20 protein-coding genes are annotated in these 17,619 nt (G+C 69.8%); 5 read left to right on the forward strand and 15 right to left on the reverse strand.

What is annotated here, in order from left to right; translation table 11 throughout:
* Nucleotides 1-17: 17 nt before the first annotated feature.
* Together AC061S_RS42585 and AC061S_RS42590 are read right to left on the reverse strand one after the other, a co-directional pair.
* Nucleotides 18-500, reverse strand: a complete 483-nt coding sequence (locus AC061S_RS42585) for a hypothetical protein (protein WP_478691250.1) — start codon at nt 498-500, stop codon at nt 18-20.
* Between the two features lie 76 nt (nt 501-576).
* Nucleotides 577-1,500, reverse strand: a complete 924-nt coding sequence (locus AC061S_RS42590; protein WP_478691251.1) for a recombinase family protein — start codon at nt 1,498-1,500, stop codon at nt 577-579.
* Nucleotides 1,501-1,788: 288 nt separating this feature from the next.
* Between AC061S_RS42590 and AC061S_RS42595 the strand changes: the two genes are divergently transcribed.
* From AC061S_RS42595 to AC061S_RS42615, 5 genes are all read left to right on the forward strand, one after another.
* Nucleotides 1,789-2,397: a hypothetical protein gene (locus AC061S_RS42595; RefSeq protein ID WP_478691252.1), complete on the forward strand. Its 609-nt coding sequence runs from the start codon at nt 1,789-1,791 to the stop codon at nt 2,395-2,397.
* A 5-nt stretch (nt 2,398-2,402) separates the two neighbouring features.
* Entirely contained in the window at nt 2,403-3,479 is a 1,077-nt protein-coding gene (locus tag AC061S_RS42600) for a TMF family protein (RefSeq protein WP_478691253.1), read from the forward strand.
* A 137-nt stretch (nt 3,480-3,616) separates the two neighbouring features.
* Complete coding sequence (locus tag AC061S_RS42605; RefSeq protein ID WP_478691254.1) at nt 3,617-4,096, forward strand: hypothetical protein; 480 nt, start codon at nt 3,617-3,619, stop codon at nt 4,094-4,096.
* Nucleotides 4,097-4,285: 189 nt separating this feature from the next.
* Nucleotides 4,286-4,597 (forward strand): hypothetical protein, encoded by a 312-nt coding sequence (locus AC061S_RS42610; protein ID WP_478691255.1) that lies wholly within the window; start codon nt 4,286-4,288, stop codon nt 4,595-4,597.
* Complete coding sequence (locus tag AC061S_RS42615; protein ID WP_478691256.1) at nt 4,594-5,661, forward strand: zeta toxin family protein; 1,068 nt, start codon at nt 4,594-4,596, stop codon at nt 5,659-5,661. The genes AC061S_RS42610 and AC061S_RS42615 overlap by 4 nt, the downstream gene beginning before the upstream one ends.
* Nucleotides 5,662-5,772: 111 nt before the next feature.
* Here AC061S_RS42615 and AC061S_RS42620 read toward each other — a convergent pair whose 3' ends face one another.
* The 13 genes from AC061S_RS42620 to AC061S_RS42680 form a co-directional block, all read right to left on the reverse strand.
* A complete protein-coding gene (locus tag AC061S_RS42620) occupies nt 5,773-6,606 on the reverse strand; it encodes a hypothetical protein (protein ID WP_478691257.1) in 834 nt (277 codons plus the stop codon).
* Between the two features lie 158 nt (nt 6,607-6,764).
* Nucleotides 6,765-6,968, reverse strand: a complete 204-nt coding sequence (locus tag AC061S_RS42625) for a hypothetical protein (RefSeq protein ID WP_478691258.1) — start codon at nt 6,966-6,968, stop codon at nt 6,765-6,767.
* 11 nt (nt 6,969-6,979) lie between these two features.
* A complete protein-coding gene (locus AC061S_RS42630; RefSeq protein ID WP_478691259.1) occupies nt 6,980-7,237 on the reverse strand; it encodes a hypothetical protein in 258 nt (85 codons plus the stop codon).
* A gap of 2 nt (nt 7,238-7,239) precedes the next feature.
* The gene (locus tag AC061S_RS42635; protein ID WP_478691260.1) at nt 7,240-7,476 is read right to left on the reverse strand and encodes a hypothetical protein; all 237 of its coding nucleotides are present in this window, start codon (nt 7,474-7,476) and stop codon (nt 7,240-7,242) included.
* Between the two features lie 97 nt (nt 7,477-7,573).
* A complete protein-coding gene (locus AC061S_RS42640; protein WP_478691261.1) occupies nt 7,574-8,800 on the reverse strand; it encodes a helix-turn-helix domain-containing protein in 1,227 nt (408 codons plus the stop codon).
* 92 nt (nt 8,801-8,892) lie between these two features.
* On the reverse strand, nt 8,893-9,498 hold the full coding sequence (locus AC061S_RS42645; protein WP_478691262.1) for a DUF4913 domain-containing protein: 606 nt from the start codon (nt 9,496-9,498) through the stop codon (nt 8,893-8,895).
* Nucleotides 9,491-11,278, reverse strand: coding sequence for a type IV secretory system conjugative DNA transfer family protein (locus AC061S_RS42650; protein WP_478691263.1), 1,788 nt, complete (start codon nt 11,276-11,278; stop codon nt 9,491-9,493). Before AC061S_RS42650 ends, AC061S_RS42645 begins: the two co-directional genes overlap by 8 nt.
* Nucleotides 11,275-12,867, reverse strand: a complete 1,593-nt coding sequence (locus AC061S_RS42655) for an ATP-binding protein (RefSeq protein ID WP_478691264.1) — start codon at nt 12,865-12,867, stop codon at nt 11,275-11,277. The genes AC061S_RS42650 and AC061S_RS42655 overlap by 4 nt, the downstream gene beginning before the upstream one ends.
* A 2-nt stretch (nt 12,868-12,869) precedes the next feature.
* A complete protein-coding gene (locus AC061S_RS42660) occupies nt 12,870-14,306 on the reverse strand; it encodes an SCO6880 family protein (RefSeq protein ID WP_478691265.1) in 1,437 nt (478 codons plus the stop codon).
* An 18-nt stretch (nt 14,307-14,324) separates the two neighbouring features.
* Entirely contained in the window at nt 14,325-15,770 is a 1,446-nt protein-coding gene (locus AC061S_RS42665) for a hypothetical protein (protein ID WP_478691266.1), read from the reverse strand.
* On the reverse strand, nt 15,767-16,567 hold the full coding sequence (locus tag AC061S_RS42670; RefSeq protein WP_478691267.1) for a hypothetical protein: 801 nt from the start codon (nt 16,565-16,567) through the stop codon (nt 15,767-15,769). The genes AC061S_RS42665 and AC061S_RS42670 overlap by 4 nt, the downstream gene beginning before the upstream one ends.
* A gap of 1 nt (nt 16,568) precedes the next feature.
* Entirely contained in the window at nt 16,569-16,865 is a 297-nt protein-coding gene (locus AC061S_RS42675; protein WP_478691268.1) for a hypothetical protein, read from the reverse strand.
* A complete protein-coding gene (locus tag AC061S_RS42680; RefSeq protein ID WP_478691269.1) occupies nt 16,862-17,347 on the reverse strand; it encodes a hypothetical protein in 486 nt (161 codons plus the stop codon). The genes AC061S_RS42675 and AC061S_RS42680 overlap by 4 nt, the downstream gene beginning before the upstream one ends.
* Between the last annotated feature and the right edge of the window lie 272 nt (nt 17,348-17,619).

Raw genomic sequence — 17,619 nt, forward strand, 5'->3', positions numbered from 1 at the left:
TCGCGGGGCGGGCCGGCCTACTCGCAGGCCCGCCGCCACAGCTGCACCCGGTACACCTCGTACCCGTTGTGCTGGTGCTCCCAGTTCTTCTCCCAGTCGGGCCGCGCGTTCTCCGGTGTGCGCAGGACCTTGACCCGGTAGTTGCCCGGGCCCGCGAGGGGCATCGGTGGGTACTCGCTCCCCATCAGAGCGAAGAGGACGACTGCACCCTGGGGGTGGTTGTCGTCGTCCCCACGGCACTCCAGGTCTGCTTCCCCGACAGTGAACTCCGTCGCCTCAGGGGCGGGTGGCGAGGCGTCCCACAGTTCCATGCGGACGTCTGCATGGTGGCTCTGGATGGTGCTCGGGACGCTCAAGGCTCCCTTGCCGACGCCGAGAGAATCATGGAACGTCGGGGGTACCGGCACTTCCTCGCCCAGCTGATAGCCACAGTCCCAGATGTAGAACTGGCTGTAGTCGATGCTCACTGTCACTGTCTGGGCGCGCAGTAACTGGCTCATGACCGGCGAGTGTCCCACACTCCGCTCGCCCTGCGAACGGAGCTCGCCTGCCCAGGGCGCCTTTTCGGCACTTCCGTCAGGGCATCCGCGTGGCCGCGGCGATCCGGTCGGCGTAGGTGCGGCACGCCTTGCGCCCGGCGGGGGCGGAGCCGTCACCGGCGAGTGCGGCGCACTGCTTCAGCACGGCCTGGTGGAGTGCGAGCGGGGCAGTGACACGCACCGAGTAGCCCTGTCCGCGGCGGACCGTCCGGCCACCGCGCAGCGCTTCACGGATCTCCGCGACATCGGTGGCCTTGAGGTGCTCGGCGAGCAGGCCGGGCACGTCGATGGCGTGCGGCTGCTCGGGTTCCTGTTCCTGGTCCCGGGCGTCGGCGGGCACTCCGTCGCGTTCCGCCAGGACGTCGCCGACGTCGCGGGCGCCGGCCGCGTCGAGCACCCTGCGGATGGTCTTGGGCGCGACGCCGTACTGCCGGGCGAGCGCTTTCACCGCGGCGCCCTGGCCGTACGCCTCGACGACATCGGCGGCCTGGTCCTCATCGAATGCGGCCGGGCGCCCCAGCGTCTTGCCCGCTGCCTCGGCGGCGGCGACACCTTCCTTCGTGTTCTCGCTGATCATGTCGCGCTGGAATTCCAGGACCCCGGCGAGCATCGTGACGAACAGCTTGGTCTGCGGGTCGTCGGCGGCCAGATCGAAGCCGGACCATGCGCCGGTCGCGATGCGCAGGTGCAGTCCGCGCCGCTGGAGGACCTCCCGGATCTGGATGACGTCCTTGGTCGAGCGGAACAGCCGCGCGGCGTCCGCGATGCGGATGTCGTCGCCGACCGCCGCCTCATCGAGCAGCCGGCGGAACCCGGTTCGGTTGATCGCGTAGACGCGGGACGATGTGGCCGGGTCCTCGTACCGGGGTGCGCCGGACTTGAGCAGACTATCCAGAGAATGAAGTTGGCGGGCATTGGTCTGCTTATCGGTGGAGTGACGCAGATACAGGCGGTCCGCCACTAATCGCCCCTCTTTGTTCGTCCGGCGAGGTGCCGGATCACGACCGTAAGGGGGCTAAATAGGGAGGCGCAACTGCGGAGCGGTCTCGATTGGATCGGTGCGCCAGTTTGCCCCGCTATGCCCGTCTCGGTTCATTGGATCGATCCGAGGGGGCGCAATCGACCGATTCCGCCCCCACCTGTCATTCGACCCGAGCCCATCTGTATGCGTACGGGTTCGCCGGTTCCTGTCCGAAGGCACCGGGGTGCGTCGTAGGGTGACGCCCTGATCGTGGAGGGGAGACCACAAGTGACCGAGGGAAACCAAGGTGGGACTGGGGGCGGTATCGACTACGCCAGCATCACGGGACCTGACGGGCGCGAGCAGCTGATGCCTGGTGTCGTCCCGGTGTCGATGGAGGGCATCCAGACGCCGGAGCGGGTCGACTTCGGCATCGGCGGCCTCGGCCAGTGGCGCATCGAGGTGCGCGCCAAGGACGGCACGCTGCTGCACACGTCCGAGGACGGCTGGCACGAGGAGGACTTCACCCTCGCCGGGTTCCCCACCGACTCCCCGGCCGGGGCGCTCGCCCTGCAGGAGGCCCTCAAGGCGCGCTACCGGTTCGCCGAGATCGTGTGGCGGCCCGGGGTGATGAACAGCGTCGACGAACAGCGGGCCCTGGCCCACCGGGCCCTGTCCGTCGCGGCCACGGACCGCGCCAGCGCGCGGGAAGCCACCGAGGCGGCGGAAAGGTCACTGCGCGAGGCCCTGCCGCTGGCCCAGGCCGCCGGGATCGGGCCGGGCGAGATGGCCCGCCGTACCGGGTACGCCCGCAGCACCATCACCAAGGCCCTGAACAGCCCCGGCACGCTCCCGGATACCGCCGCCGTGCCCGCGCCCGCGGAAGCACGGGAGTAGCCGCCGTGCGCAGAGCAACCGCGATGGCAACTGCGGCGCCGACGGCCGAGGTGTGGGTGGTGGACACGGTCGAGGCCGACACTTTCGCCGGGCGCGTCTTCGAGGCATCCCGCATCCTGCCCCTCGTTCTGGTCTCCACCTCGCGTCACAACGGCGAGCGCCCGCTGGTTGACCCGGCCCGCCTGGCGGCCCAGACGGCCGGGCTGGCCGATGTCGCGGTGATAGCCGACGACGCGGCGAGCTGGGCTCTGTCGAACCGGCTGCGGCGAATGAGCGCATGGGGCGGAGCCGTGCGCATCTACCTGCCCGACGCCACCGAGGCCGACCCGTGGGAGCGCCACCCGCTGATCCGCGTCGACGCGCACCGGCCCGCCGTCGCCCTCGCGCAGATCACCGCCCGCCTGCGGACAGCCGCGGGCCTGCCCGCCACCGCCCCCGCGCCGCTGACCGTACTGCCCGCCCCGCGCACGCCGCCCGAGAACACCGACCGTGTCCGGGAGCGTGACGACGCCCGGCACGACGCCGAGGTCACCCGCCTTGCCGCCCAGCTTGCCGAGCGTGACCGGCTGCTGCGGGAGAAAGACGAGACGATCGCAGAACTGCGGCAGCAGGTACAGAAGCTGACGAAGCAGCTCCGCGCCGGTCGCGAGGCCGGCGAGCCGGAAGCCGCGCGCGTGTACGCGGACCCGGAACGGCAGTTCCGCCACGAGGTCGAGCAGCACTGGCTCACCACCGTGCCGGAGGCCGAACGCGATGCCCAGCCGATGGCCACCTACCGGCTGGGGCGGGACTGGCTCACCTCCCTCTCGGAGATCGAGCTCGCAGGCCGCCCCAAGATCGTGGAGGTCGTTGTCGAGGTCCTCACCGGACGTGCCGTGGACAGCACCGCCCGCCGACTGCGCCGGATGCGCACCGGCCCCGGCGGCTCCCCGCCCCGCGTCCGAGAGGACGGGGCGGTGGCCTGGCGCTGCGACATCAAGCACGGCACCGCCAGCGCCCCGCGGCTCATGTGGTGGAAGCTCCCCGACAACACCATCGAACTCGGCCGGGCCGCCGCCCACGACGACATGCAACTGCGCTGAAGACCACACGCAGCACGGTCGGCACGCTCCCCGCCTTGACGACACGACCGACACGGACAGCGATAACGATCACTATGCGTTACATGTCTGGTGGCCGTAGCTATACGAGGACTGGGCCTGCACGAGAGGAGCCCCGCGTGGGCACATACGAGGAAGACGTGGCCGTCGCGCTGCGCGAGCGCCGTGCTTCCACCTGTACTTGTGGCGCGAGCAACCCGCCGCACTACGACGCCTGCCACGACTGCGGCAAGCCGCTGGTGACGTGCGCGACCTGCGGCACCGTCAGCCCGCAACGGTACGGCGGCTGCACCGAGTGCGGATGCGAGAGCGCGGCCGAGGCGCTGGGCGCGCACGAGGAGGGCTACGAGCTGACCCACGCCGAGTTCGTGAACCTCCAGGTCGGCCCGCGCAAGGTCGGCGGCCGCTACCGCCTCGGCACCAACGGCGACGCCTACGAGGTCCTGGACATCGAGCGGGAGCGCCCGGCGGGGACCTGGCCGTCGTGGCAGATCACCGTCCGGTGGCTGGCCGACGGCGGGACCACCTCGCACTGCACCCGCTGGGACGACCAGCGCGACACCGTGGTCGAGCAGCCGATCACGGAGACCCTGCCGTAGGCGCCTTTCCCCCAACATCCCACGGCGGTAGAGCCACACGACAACGCGGGCCCCGGCTCCCCCTCCGTGAGGGGAACCCGGAGCCCGCGGGTTATCTGGCCAGACTGACCAATGAGCTGGTGGCCTCTGACAAAGTGGGGTCTGGCTGTTCCGCCCCGCGGTGGTCGACCACCGCGGCCCGTACGACCGATGGGACAGGAGAGCATGATGAAGGATCAGAATCCGGTACTTGCCGGTGTGGAGCAGGCCTCGTGGTCGGCTGAGGACGGCACGGCGTACGAGGTAGCCCTGGAAGGGATCAACCACGTGGTGGGGGCTTTCTCCGGGCTGATCGGCCGGGCTGAGAAGGCGGGCGATGTCGTTCGCGCCGGTGAACTGGCGGCCGAGCAGGGCGAATGGGCCGCCCGACGTAAGACCCTCACTCCGGAAGACAGGGCCGCGGTGGACGCGGTCACCACCGAGTCGTCCCAGAAGCTGGCGCAGCTGCGGAACGCCCAGTGACGGAGATCGACCGCACCCTCTACGTCCTGTCCGAGGCCGAGAACGAGCGGATCTTCCGCGAGCGGATCGTCCCGCAGCAGCTGGCCGGTACGCCGCAGCAGCAGCCCATCGCGATCATCGTGTCGGGGCAGACCGGGGCAGGCAAGACCGCGATCACCTCCGCGGTGACCAGGGCGCTGGCGGCTCGGGGGGAAGCCGTCAACATCAACCTGGACACGTGCAAGCCGCACCACCCGATGTTCGACGAGCTGATGGCGGCGGACGACACCACCGCCGGCGCGTACACGAGCATCGACGGCCACAAGTGGATGGAGAAGTCCGAGGCTTACGCCATCGAGCAGCGCTTCGACATCATCATGGAGTCGGCGATGCGCGACCCTCGCGACTTCGAGGAGCCCGCGGCCAGGCTGTGGGCGGCGGGCTACTGGATCGAGGTCCCCGTGGTCGCCGTCCACGAGTCGGAGAGCTCGCTGGGCGCCCTGGACCGCTACATCCAGCAGGTCGAGGCCTTCGGACAGGGCCGGAAGATCGACCGCCCCATTCACGATGCCTGCTACGTCGGAGTCGTACGCAGCACCGGAAGCATCGACGCGGGGCCCCTCGCCCACGTCGTCTTCGTTGTGCGCCGCGACGTGTCCGTGGTCTACCGCAACCAGCTGGACGCCTCCAACGTGTGGATCAACCCGGCCGACACCCCGGGTGCGGTGGAGCGGGAGCGCAACGCCCTGTGGTCCGAGCAGAAGTCCCTCCAGTTCGCCGCCGGGACGGGCCGGACTCTTCAGCGGATCGAGGCGCTGCCACCGGAGATGCGGGATGAGGCACGCCAGGAGCTGGTGCGCGTGCTTCAGCTCGCGAAGCCGCTCGTGCACCCCGCCGCGACCGGCGCCATGCAGCGCTCGCTCGGACCGCTGTGGAAACCCGCGCTGCCCGTAGTCCGGACGAACGCTGCGAGGAGCCGCTCCTCCACCGGCACCAGGGGACCGGCCGTCGGCGGCCCACGCCACGAATCCCCGCCGCGCTCCACCGGAACCGAGCAGCCGCGCCGGCCAGGCCTCGGCCGCTGAGCTCATTCCCTGGTGCCGCGGCGAAACAGCCGCACACACCGAAGCGGGCCCCGGCTCTCCCTCGCACAGAGGGGGAGCCGGGGCCCGCTTCCGTCTGCCCGGGCGGGGCAGTCAGGTGCGTTCCTCCGCCTCGAAGACCTTCTGGCAGTCCGCGCACATGATGGTGCGACGGCTCAGCGTCCGCGGTGAAACCCGGATGGTGGTCGGCGGGGTGCACCCGCAGACGGCCTTCGAGTAGTTGCGCTCCTCCTTCTCCGGCCGGGACGGCGCTTCCTCCTCCTCGGCTTCGTCGGCCGTCTCGCCATCAGCTCCGGTCTTCTGCTTCTTCCCGGCGCCCTTCTTCCTGGTCGGGGAGAAGACGGATTCAGGGGTGCGGAAGGCCTGGATCGCCTCGTCCAGCGCCGCAATGTGGTCGGCGTAGGTCTTCGCCCCCTCGTCGCTCAACGTCGTGCCGGCGAAGCCGTATTTCTTCTTCCACTTGTCCGTGACGTTCAGTCGCTGCGTGAGCCCGAGGTCCTCGGCTGCCTTCCGGAAGAGCTTGTTGTGGTACTGGCTGGCCGAGCAGCCGATTTCACCACGGCCCCGGTTCAGCCCGTGGGCGGCCTCGTGGACCAGGTAGCCGATGACCTCCCGTGCCCCGTCCTTGAGGGACTCGGCCGACACCAGTACCTCGTGATGGGAGGCGTCTCCCTCACGCGCCGCCCAGCGGTTCGGGGCGAAGTGCGCCAGTTCGACCGAGCTCTCCCGCCCTGCGGTCGCCATGGTGACGACCGCCTCGGGCACGTCGGGATGCTGTTCCCGGATCGCGTTCCACGTCTCCACGAGGACGGCGGTGACGGCGACGCCGAGTTCACCCACGGACTTGACCGGCAGGTCGGGGACGACTTCGAGCGACGGCGCGGGCTTGGGCTTGGGGATGGCGGCTTCGGCAGCCTCGATGCTCATGGTCTCAGCCTAGAGGAAACTCACCTCTTAAGAGGTGAGTTTCTGGGGTGAGTTGGCGCTCGCAGCTTGACGGCTTCGGACATGGGCGAGTCCCTGCCGGGTCGGCCCGGCAGGGACTCAGGATGCCTGCGCCCACGGAGGGGGTGGTGCAGGCTGGTCTACTCGGGCCGCTCGACGTCGAGCAGGACTCCGGCGCCGACGCGAAGGACGCGGCCGCTGACGAAGCGGATGGTGAGGGTCAGTCCCCCTATGGCTCCGGGAGACGAGGAGGGCGTGCCGTCCACGGTGTGCATCGTCCCGTCGTCCAGTCGGACAAGGTCGTTTCTGCGCACGGTCGCGGCTACGCGCGGAGTGCCGGTCACGGTACCGGCGCTCACTGCGTGGTGGCCCGTAGTTCGGGCAGCTCGTCCGCGGCGGTGTTCAGGATCTCGGCGAGCCGGGTGGCGAGCCCCGCGTTGCAGCCACCCAGCTCGACCCTCCCGTTGCCGTTGACGGGCAGGCCCGCACCCAGGCTCGGGATGGTGATCCCGACGCGGGCGAGTGCCTCCTTGAGGCCCTTCGCGGCGGCTTCGCCGGCACGCATCGCGTCCGAGTCGGCGCGCCTCATCTCCGCGCGTTCCTTGGCCGTCATGGTCATCGCTCTACCTCCGCCGTCTCGTACAGGGTGGCCAGTGGGATCTCCCACTCTCGACCACCGTTGGCATCCACGCGGCGCAGGTACGCCACCCGCTGAAGCTCTTTGCCCGACACGGGGTGGCGGTGTATCACCAGCGCTGTCACCCTCCACCGCTCCTGGGCGAGGTCCGTGAAGACCTTGGTCCGCAGGGCGGCGGGGAGCTCGTCAGCGTCGCAGTACTCCAGCTGCGCCATGCGTCAACCGTAGGACGACATGACGCTGCCTCAGGGGACAGGCTGTCCCCCCTCGTCAGGGGGGACAGCCTGTCCCCCCTGACGGCGCCCTGGCAGGTCAGGCGGCTACGCCGATGTCGTCGGCGAGCTGGTGGGCGGTGTAGGCGAGTGCCCCCGTTGCTGTGCGCTCCAGGTCTACGGCGAGGGCCCGGCCGGAGGGTACGTACCGCACGGCCTCGGGGGAGGTCTCGTAGGCCAGGCGGAGGTACTGGAGGGCGCTGGCCTTCTCCCTGCGGACGTACTCGGCCTTGGCGGCGTCCAGGAAGAGCCTGGAGCGGCGTTCGACGGAGGGGATCGAGGCGGGGTCGGCGTCGGTGAGCTGCTGGAGAGCGATGCCGGGTGTCCGCAGGTCGGCGCCGATGGTGACCGCGTGGACCAGGACGTTGCCGGTGCCGAACATCGTCCAGGGGTGCGCGTAGCCGCTGCCCAGGTTGGTCGCGGTGCGGTCGGCTTCCCCGTGCCAGCGCCACGCGTCGCCTTCGCGGCTGTCCTGGGCGGCGGTCACCGCGGCGTGCAGGCACAGGCTGCCGAAGATGCCGCGCAGGCGGTTGCTGCCGTCCTCCAGCTGGGGGCGCAGGGTGTCGGCGGCGTCGGCGACCATGCGCAGAGCTTCTTCGGTGTGGCCGGAGACGCGCAGTCCGTTGCCGATGATCCAGGCGGCGCTGGCGAGGGCGATCGGGTCGTCGGCCTGCTCGGCGGCCATCCGGGCGCGGTCCACGATCACCCAGTAGAGCTCGGGTTCGACCACGTGTGCCACGTATTGCTGGGCGAGGGCGTACGTCTCGGAGAGGATGACCGAGGCCCTGCGCTTCTCGGCGCCTTCGGCGGCCCGCACGGTGGCGTGGCCGGTGTGGATCAGGCCGGGCAGGACGGAGGCCACCGCGGTGCGCTGGTCGCGGGCGCGGTGCCAGATGTCCCAGGCCTGGCGGACGCGTCCGGCGAGGTGCCCGATGTCCTCGGGCGTGCCGGCCGCGGCGAACAGCGGTGCGTGGATCGCGGCGCGGAGCGCGGGGACGCCGGGGTGGGTGACCTTGCCGCCGTCCTCGATCGGCACCGAGACGTCGGCGCGGGTGAGCTCGCTGGCGTTCTGGCAGCCCAGGACGCGAGCGAGGGTCACGACCATCGACAGCGAGCGGACCACCCGGTCCCCGCGTTCGACCTTCTTGACCCAGTCCTCGCTGCGGCCCACGAGACCTCCCAGGGCCGCCCGGCTGAGGCCTCGGTGTTCTCGGCGAGCTTTCATGAGTTCGCCGTCGACCGTCATGTGCGTGGATTCATCAGGCATTTGAGCCCCCTCGGCAGGGATATACCCGCCAGCGTAGGGGGTTGCCCGGGCGGCGGCCGAAAATCCGTCGGGATCACCGGCCGCCGGCCGGGTCAGTCCTCGGGGCGGTTCCAGGCGCTGGGCACGATGCCGGGGATCCGGTGGTCGATCTGGTGCTCGCCCTTGGTGCAGCCTGCGTACGGCCCGGTGGAGGGGCGCAGCTCCCGCAGACACGGGTCCAGATGGTCGCGGTGCCAGGTGGAGGGGCCGGTGTAGCCGCAGCTGGCGGGGTCGGTGAGCTCTTGCCAAGCCAACCACAGGGCGTGCAGGCGGGCGACGGCGACGGGGTGCTCGAACCACAGGTGGCACCAGCGGGCATCACTGCTGGGTTCGGCCAGGTAGCCGGGGACGAGTACACCCTCGACCCACTCGATCAGCAGCCGAAGCTCTTCGTCATATTCGGGGGAATCGAGCAGCAGGATGAAGGGAGGGTACGACGCCTCCTCCTCTTCACCTTCCCCGTCGCCGGGTTCATCTCCGGCGGCCGCCTCGCCGTCCGCGGAGGGCACGCCCTGGTCGGCGACGATACCGTCGCTCAGTGCCCGGACCTGGCCGGTCAGGCGGGCGACCTCGGCCTTGAGGTCTTCGAGATCCTGGAACATCCCGACCGGCACCTCGAAGTCGGGCAGGCCCTCGTCCTCGCCCTTGCCCTCAGGCATGCGCGTCGAGATCTTCGGAGGGTTCGGCGGCATCGGCTTCGGGCGCGGGCCGCGCGGCCACGCGCTCCTCGTAGGCGGCAACAGCCCGCTTCGTGATGGCCGCTTCCTCGGCCTTCATCTGCGGCCCGATGTGCGCCATCGCTTCCTCCGCATACCAGGGCCGCAGGCCGATCTGCGCGACGGGCATGCCGGTGGACATCAGCAGGGCGCTGCCCTTCTTCATCGAGCGAATCTCCGCCGGGTCCATCACTTCCTCGCGCTGCTCGGAGTAGGAGCGGCTCGTGCCTTCCTTGCCCTTGGAGTAGGAGCCGCGCTCGACCGTGCGCTTGCCGGTGAGCGTGCTGATGTCCTGCGCGAACTTCGCGTCGTCGATGCCGACCCCGATAATTTTCTTGGTGGCCGCCGACCACATGGAGTCCATGCCGACCTCGCCCCAGCTGCGCACGCCCTGGCGGTAGGACTGGAGGATGACCATGGGCGTGATGCCGCGGGAGCCGAGGTGGGAGTAGAGGTCGGGGAGGTCGGCGATGCGGCAGATGTTCGCGGCCTCGTCCAGGACGGCGCGCATCGGCTCGGGCAGGCGGCCGCCGTTGCGCTCGCCCGCCTCCGTGCCGGCCGTGAACACCGAGTCGGCAATCGCGGCCACGAGAGCGCTTGACGGGCCGCCCTTCTTGCTCAGCAGGTAGAGCGTGTCCTTGGAGGTCGCGAATGCCTCGGGGTCGAAGCGCGGGCGGTCGCTGTTGTCAGGGGTGACCCACGCCATGACCTTCGCATCACGCAGAGCACCCATGGCCGTTCGGGCGTTCTGGTAGATACCGGATTGGGTCTCCTCGGCGATGTTGATCGAGGAGTCGACCTGTTCGGCGAGTACCGGCTCGTGCTCGTAGAGCACCCGCAGCGGTGCCTTCTCTCGCGGGTCGGCCAGCCACCTCATGACCTCGCGGACGGTGACGCGCTCCCACCAGGCCGCCCGGAAAAGTCCGGTGAGGAGGTCTCCGGCGGACTGGCTCCAGAAGGGGTCCGCCTGTTCCGAGGTGATCTGGTTGACGAAGTGGGTGGCGAGCCGCTCGGCGCCCTCCAGCGTCTCGGCCTGGGCGACCAGGTCGAACCACATGCCCCGCTCGGCCTGGGCGACGCCTTGGGTGTCGAAGAGGAACGTCTCGCCAACCCCGCCGCGGGCCGCAACCGTTGCGGCGTAGACGTCGGCCTTGTTGCTGGTCATCAGCAGGGCGCCGGGCGCCTCGTCGGCAACCGGGATCGCCAACGACGTGGACTTGCCGGCGCGCGGCGCCATGATGGCGACGTAGGTGTCCTCGTCACTGCCGCGCAGTTCGACGCCTGAGGGCATGTGGTCGCCGAGGAGCACACCGCGGTCGCGGGGTGCGATGTCCCTCGGCTTCACATCCTTGAGGGAGGCGCGCAGGCGGGTCGCGGTGCGGGCGGCGGCCTTGGGAGCCAGTTCGCGGACCTGGTGCAGGGTGGCGAGGCTGTCGGGGTTGCGGAACCAGCGGATGCTGACCCGCAGGCCCCAAACAACCAGGGCCACGACGGCAACGTCGAAGAGCCCGGCGCCGACGGCCGAGGCGGTCTGGGAGTGCTCCCACACCTGGGCCCAGTCGGTGGCCATGCGGTAGACGGTCAGCGGTGCGGCGGGCGCCACATCCTCGCCGGTGACGAACGCGCCGGCGGCGGCCCCGGCCCAGGTGGACGCGGACAGCAGCACCACCCCGCCGAACAGACTGCCCCCGAACGCCCACGCCTTGTCGTCTTCGGTCATCATCGGCTGACACCCCCGGTGGTCGTGGTCCGGCGCAGGTTGTTGTCGGTGCTGTAGAGGCCCTTCTCGGTCTGGGTCAGCTCCATCGACGCGGCGATGCCGGGCCGGGTGCCGACCTTGACCAAGTACTTGCCACGGCCCGGGTGGCGGGCGCCTTCCTCCTCGACCGGTCGGCCCTCGCCGTCCTCGGAGACGGTGGGGTCGATGTCCAGCCCGGTGGAGGTCGCCGACGACCAGGAACCGATCATCATCCGCTCCTGCTCGGTGAGGGAGCGCTTGCCGGTGACGCGCCGCAGCTCCTCCTCCGAGGAGGCTCCGATCACCCACGTGTCGCACCTGTCCATCAGCCCCCTCGCTTTCGCGCGGTCCTGCTCGGTGGGCAGGGCCTCGACATCGAGCAGGGAGTGCGTGACGTAGATGGTGACGTCGTCCGTCGTACGGTTCAGGCGGCTGATCGCGTCCATCGCGTCGACCAGGCCCGGGCCCGAGCGCAGCGCACGCCACATCTCGTCCATCGGCAGGACCAACTTCCGGTCCATCAAGCCGATCGAGCGGGCCGAGTCGATGCTGCTGTAGGTGTAGGCCCAGGTCGCGATCATGCCTGCGGAGATCACGTCATTTCCGCGGGCGCGCAGCGCGGAGATGTCGACGCTGACGGCGGGCGCGTTGATGTCCAGCGGGGTGGTGGTCTGCCCGTCGAAGAGCCCGCGCAGCGGTCCTCCGATCAGGTTGTCCAGCCCGGCGATCACCGATCGCGTCAAGTCCTGGTAGCGCTCGCCCTCGGCGGCCAGCTTGTTGCGCAGCTCTTCCGGGGCGGCGCGCAGGACCTGCACGACATCGGTGACGATCGGGTCGACTCCCTGCCGTTGTCCGTCCGAGGCGAGGTGAACGGCGGTGTCCAGGGCGCTGCGTTCGACCTCGTCTGGCGTCCTGCCCAGTCCGTGCTTGGTCGACAGCAGAGCGACCAGGGTCTCCAGCCGGCGGCCGTTGAGGACGTCGAGCAGGGCCTGGCGGCGCTCCACGGGCAACGACTGCACGTGGCCCTTGAGGGGGCCGGAGTCCAGCGGGTTAATGCGGCCGATGCCGTCACCGATCCGTACGACGGACCCGCCCAGAGCGCTGATCAGGCCGGAGTACTCGCCCTTGACGTCGCCGGGAACACAGGTCATGTGCCCATACGCCGAATAGACCAAGCACATCCTTTTGACCAGCGCAGACTTGCCCGCGCCCGGCTGCGACATGACCCAAACACCGGGGTTAGTCGTCAACTTGCCCGTCCAGCCGGACGGGTCGATACACACCAGCTCCCCCGTCAGCACGTCCCGTCCAACGGGCACGCCGCGCGGCGGCAGGCCGGAGCCCAGCAAAAACGGGTAGATGCCGCCAACCTGCGTGGAGGGGCCGGTGTAGACGGTGCCCGCGTCCTCGACCGCGGAGCGGCCGCCGAAGCGCCCGCCCCAGCCGAGCCGCGGTGCGTACCGCTGCTTCAGCTTCTTCTCCGCCTGCCGCTCCTCGCGGGTCTGCGGATCGGCGGCCACGCGGATCACGCGCTTGGGTGTGGAAACCGCCGGGATTTTGGCCTTGCCTGCCATCGTCAGCCCTTCACCAGCGGGTTGTAGCCCAGCGGGAGCCCGGCCGCGAACACTGCGGCCTGGGCCCCGTACGCGGGCCTCATGCGGATCCCGCGCGTTGCCTTCACTGCACGCTCCAGTTCCTGGCGTGCGGCGGGCAGGTCGGCGGGGTTGCGGGCGGTAACCGTCACCATCAGGGTCCAGTCGACGACCGAGGCGCCGCCGGCGACCTGGGCCGCGGCTTCCTCCGCCCGCTGGGAGTCGGCCCGCTGGGACCACTTCGGCCGACCCTTGACCTCCGCGGTTGTCTGCTCACGCTGGCGGGCGTGGCTGATCTCCCGCTCCAGCACCGCCTCGCCCTCGTGCGGGTCCAGCACCTTGTAGGCCAGGGTGATCCGGCGCTGGAAGCGTCCTGGGGCCAGCAGCGGCAGCAGGACGCTGTAGGCGATGGGGCGGCGCGGCATCTCGCGCAGCACCCACGAGACGGAGACCCCTCCGTCGTGGGCGTACTCCTCCCAGTTGTCGTCAGCGGCCTGCGGCCCGCACTCGGCCCAGCTGAGCTCCTCGAAGTCCGCGTCCCTGGCGTTGAATACGGCTGGGTCGAACGCGGCGCGCACCAGGCGGCGCAGGTCGATGTCGGTGGCCCGGCGCTCGATGTCGGTCCCGGTCCCGGACAGGTCGAGGGAGTCGACGACCTTGAGTGCCTCGCCCACCTTGTCGGCGAGATCGACTGGGGGGTTCACGGTGGCGTTGGGGTCCACCGTGACCGACATGTACGGCGCGACCGAGGCGGTGGCGTGCGGGGTGATGCGCACGAGCTCGGCGACGATCTGCTTCGCGAGCTGCGGGGCGCCGGGATCCTGGCGGGCCGCCACGTCGTCGCCGAGGGCCTCGCCGGCGCCGGGGGTGATCTGGATGGTCACGCTGGCACCCTTGACCTGGTCATCGGTGCTCATCGCCTCCAGCACGGACGACCAGTTGCGCAGGCCGTTCTGCACGGACGCGGTGGGGGCCATCAGGCTCCCACCGGGGGCGAGGAGCGTGGTGACGGTCATGAAGCCGGTGGAGCGGTCGTGGACGACTCCGACCGGCTTGCCCGTGGTCGGATCGTGCGCCTTGACCAGGGTGGACGAGGCGCCGACGCCCGGCATGTCGAGCGCGTAGGGGTACTCCAGCAGCTGGCGCCGGTAGGCGTTCGCCTCGACCCGCGAGGCCCGCCGCCAGGACAGCCTCGCCCAGTAGTACGCCAGCGCCGACATACCGTGCCGTCGTGCTGCGGCCAGCCCGAGCACGAACAGCGTCGCGGGCACGCTGACCAGCAGAGTCGCCGGTGCCTGAGTGGCGATCACCCCGTCTGCCAGCAGGACCATGGCGGCGACCATCGTCGCCCCCTTGGACAGCCCGCCGATCCCGAAGGACCGGCGGACCCTGAAGCCCTTGACCATCAAGGTCGTGGGCACTTCGTGCGCTGTACTCACTTACTTACCCCCGCCGACTTCTCCACTTGCTCCCTGCACCGCGTCGTTGACGCCGTCCAGGACTGCGATCGCGATCCCAGCCGGGCCTGCGGCCGCAGCACCACCGGCGGTCCCCGCCGCGCCTGCCGTGCCTGCCGTTCCCGCAGTGCCCGCCGTACCGGCCGTACCTACCGCGCCTTCGGGGCCTGCGCTCTGAGCGGGGATCTTCGCGGCCGCTTCGTTGCGGCCTGCCTGCGCCAGAGCGTCGCCGCCGCCCTCGCCCTCGCCCTGCTTGCCCATGGTCTGCGAGACCATCTGGGCGTGCTGTACTGCGCTGGCCGGTGCGTCGCCGCCACCGCCACTGTCGCCCTTATCGCCCTTGCCGCCGATGTAGCCCGCCGCTGCGCCGAGCGCGCCGCTGGCTCCGCCTGAGGCCATACCACCGCCCACCGCTTCACCGAACGGGGCAAAGATTTTTGTGAGCGGTCCCGGCGCGAGGACGCCGAGGATCAGGGTCGCGCAGCCGCGCAGCCATTCGGCGAGGGTCTGGCTGTTCCCGAACTCGGCGAAGCCTGCGCAGACGATGACCGCCAGGATCGGCTTGTAGGCCACGATGGCAAGGCCGGAGGTAATGAGCCTGGGCGCCCATGTCCGGGTGACGTCCCCGCCTGTCCGGCCGGCTCCGGCGATGGGCAGCAGAAGGCAGATCAGCGGGATGGCCGACTGCCGCAAGAACACCATGACCAGCTGGATGAAGCCGACGATCAGCAGGACCTGCACCAGGCCCAACACCAAGATCGGGTTGGAGACGCCGTAGGGGATCATCACCTTGAGAATCCGGTCGTAGGCCTCCTTGTCGCTGGCGAACGTCTCATTCACCAGCCCGGAGGCAATCGCGTCCGAGATCGTCAGCAGGAGCGCGAACAAGCCCACCCCGACGGCGGACAGGAGCATGTTCTCCGCCCAGCCGGTCGCGGCCCGGCCTAGGTGTTTGACCTCTCCGGTGACTGCCATTTTCGCCGCCTGCCACATGACTCCCGCCGCGGCAATCAGCAGGCCTAGCCACATCAGCATCCCCGACAGCGAGGCGTCCTTCCCCCACAGCCCGGTGGCTTTCAAGTCGAGCGATGGCCCTATGAGGGCCACGGTCAGAACCTTCTTGATGACCCACTTCGCGCTGTCCTCGGCGGACTTGATGATGTCTCCCAGCACCGAGTCCCAGACGTTCTTCCACTCTTCCTTGATCTTCTTCTCGGCCTTGTCGCCGATCTTGTCGCACAGCGACCCGCCCTGGCCCGCGATGATCGAGATCAGCCCAAGGATCGGACTGGTACCGGTCCCGACAAGGCATATCCCCTCGATGCCGTTGCCGATAGGCCCATCCGCGCGGGCAGGCTGAGGTGCAGACACCGAGACACCGAGCGCCATGACCAGGGCCGCCAGCAGAGCGACCAGCCGATGCTTCACGACGCCTCCCGGATAGCAGTCCACCCGGACGCGTTGAACTCGGCATCGCCCGGCGCCACCATCGCAGGCACGGTCTTGCCCTTGGTCTCCGCCTGGGCCCGCAGGGTCGCGGCCAAGGTGAGCTTCCACTCACCGTCTTGCCACTGCGCGCCGGCCAGCGTGCGCGTGTAGGTGCCCTGCTCCTCGGCCATTTCGCCGTTCTTCTGCACGCCCCGGATCAGCATCCACACGCTGACCTCGCTCTCGGCCTTCTTGATGATCCGGTAGCCGATGACGTGTGTGCGGGAGTAGGCACCGGACGGCAGCGGCTGACCGGCCGCAACGCCCGCGTCCTTCGCGAGCGTCTTGTCCGACATCAGCGCCGCCATCTCGATCTGCTCGGCCGCCTTCGAAGACTGGTCGCCCTTGGACATGTACGAGTTGTAGATGCGCAGCTGCTCGTCGATGGTGGAGTGATCGCCCTCGACCCGGGTGGTGTTGGCGGCAGCCATCATGGCCACCGCCCCCTCGGCGCTCTGGGGGAATCCGACCTGGCTTCCCCGGCCGTCCTCACGCTGCCCCCGCGGCAACGCCACCCATCGCTTCGGCTCGGTCCAGTCCTCCGGCGGTGCGTAGGACGGCAGCGGGCTCGCCGTGGCGCTCACGCTCGGGAGGGGCGCCCCGTCCTTGGCCTGGTTCTGCCCCGCGCCCCCGTCACCCCTGAGCCAGGCGTAGCCCGTCAGGAGCACGACAGCCGCCAGCATCACTCCCGCGAGCCACGTCCCCTTCGTGTTCCAGGTCCCCCTCGTTCGCGACATGTCAGGCAGCCGTCGCGATGCCGTTGAGGATGGTGATCAGCGACCCCGCGAGCAAGACCGTCGCCACCCCGCCACCCATCCACTTGAACGGCTCGGATCCGCCGCCGTTTCGGGACTTGTCCGAGACCGCGAGCTTGTAGATGCCGAAGCCGGTGCCGCCGGCCCCCGCGAGGATCAGGAGCCACAGGGCGTATCCGAAGATCTTCTTCACGGGGCCGTCGAGCCCCGGGATCGTCGTCGGGGTCGAGACCGGAATCCCGTCCGCCGCCAGCGTCAGGAGTTCCACCGTCGTGCTCATCGTCTATCTCCCTCTATCTTCCGCAGCAGCTTCTGCGCCGCGGCCCTAACGTCCCTGTACTCCAGCGCCTCGTCTGGATCGCTAACGGCCCGAAGGACCGGCAGATACGGCACCCGCGCCACCCCCGCCAGGCGCCCCTCAAGGGCGCGCACCAGGTACCGGGCATCGGCAACGGGTCGGGTCGGCGCGTCGGAAACCAACACCAGCCACGGTTTCGGCAGCGGCCCCCACCGCTGGAGGAACTGCTCCACCTGCTTGGCCCCGTACACCGTCGTCTCGGCCAGGAGCACCGGCTGGGCCCCGTACGGAATCGGCTCGGCAGGACCCAGGACGCGAGCAGCGACGCCACTGTCGGCATCGCCATCGAGCATGCGCGCAACCGTCGCCACCGCAATGCCGTAGCCGTGAACCGGAATCAGCGCATATCGAAGTGCAACCGGCGGATGTGTGACCGGGGTTGGCGCCACCGGATGGGTAATCACACCGCAACTCCCCCCTGCATACGTACGTTTCCACCAAGGGCTTTGGGCCCGTGGGACTACAGAGGCTAGCGTGCACACCCGGGAATCCCGAGCCGCGTTTTCCCCGGTCACCGGAGGTAAGGCCGTATGGATTCGTCGACAAAGGGTGACTGCTCAGGTCCTTGAGTGACCTGCGCGTGCTCGCCTCGTTGGTCTGTCCGTGGGACTCGCGAAGCGTCAGCCGTCGTACGACGATCTCGTGCGCGTGATCGCGGATCTGCAGCGGGACGTGG

Source organism: Streptomyces sp. CA189 (assembly GCF_056428985.1).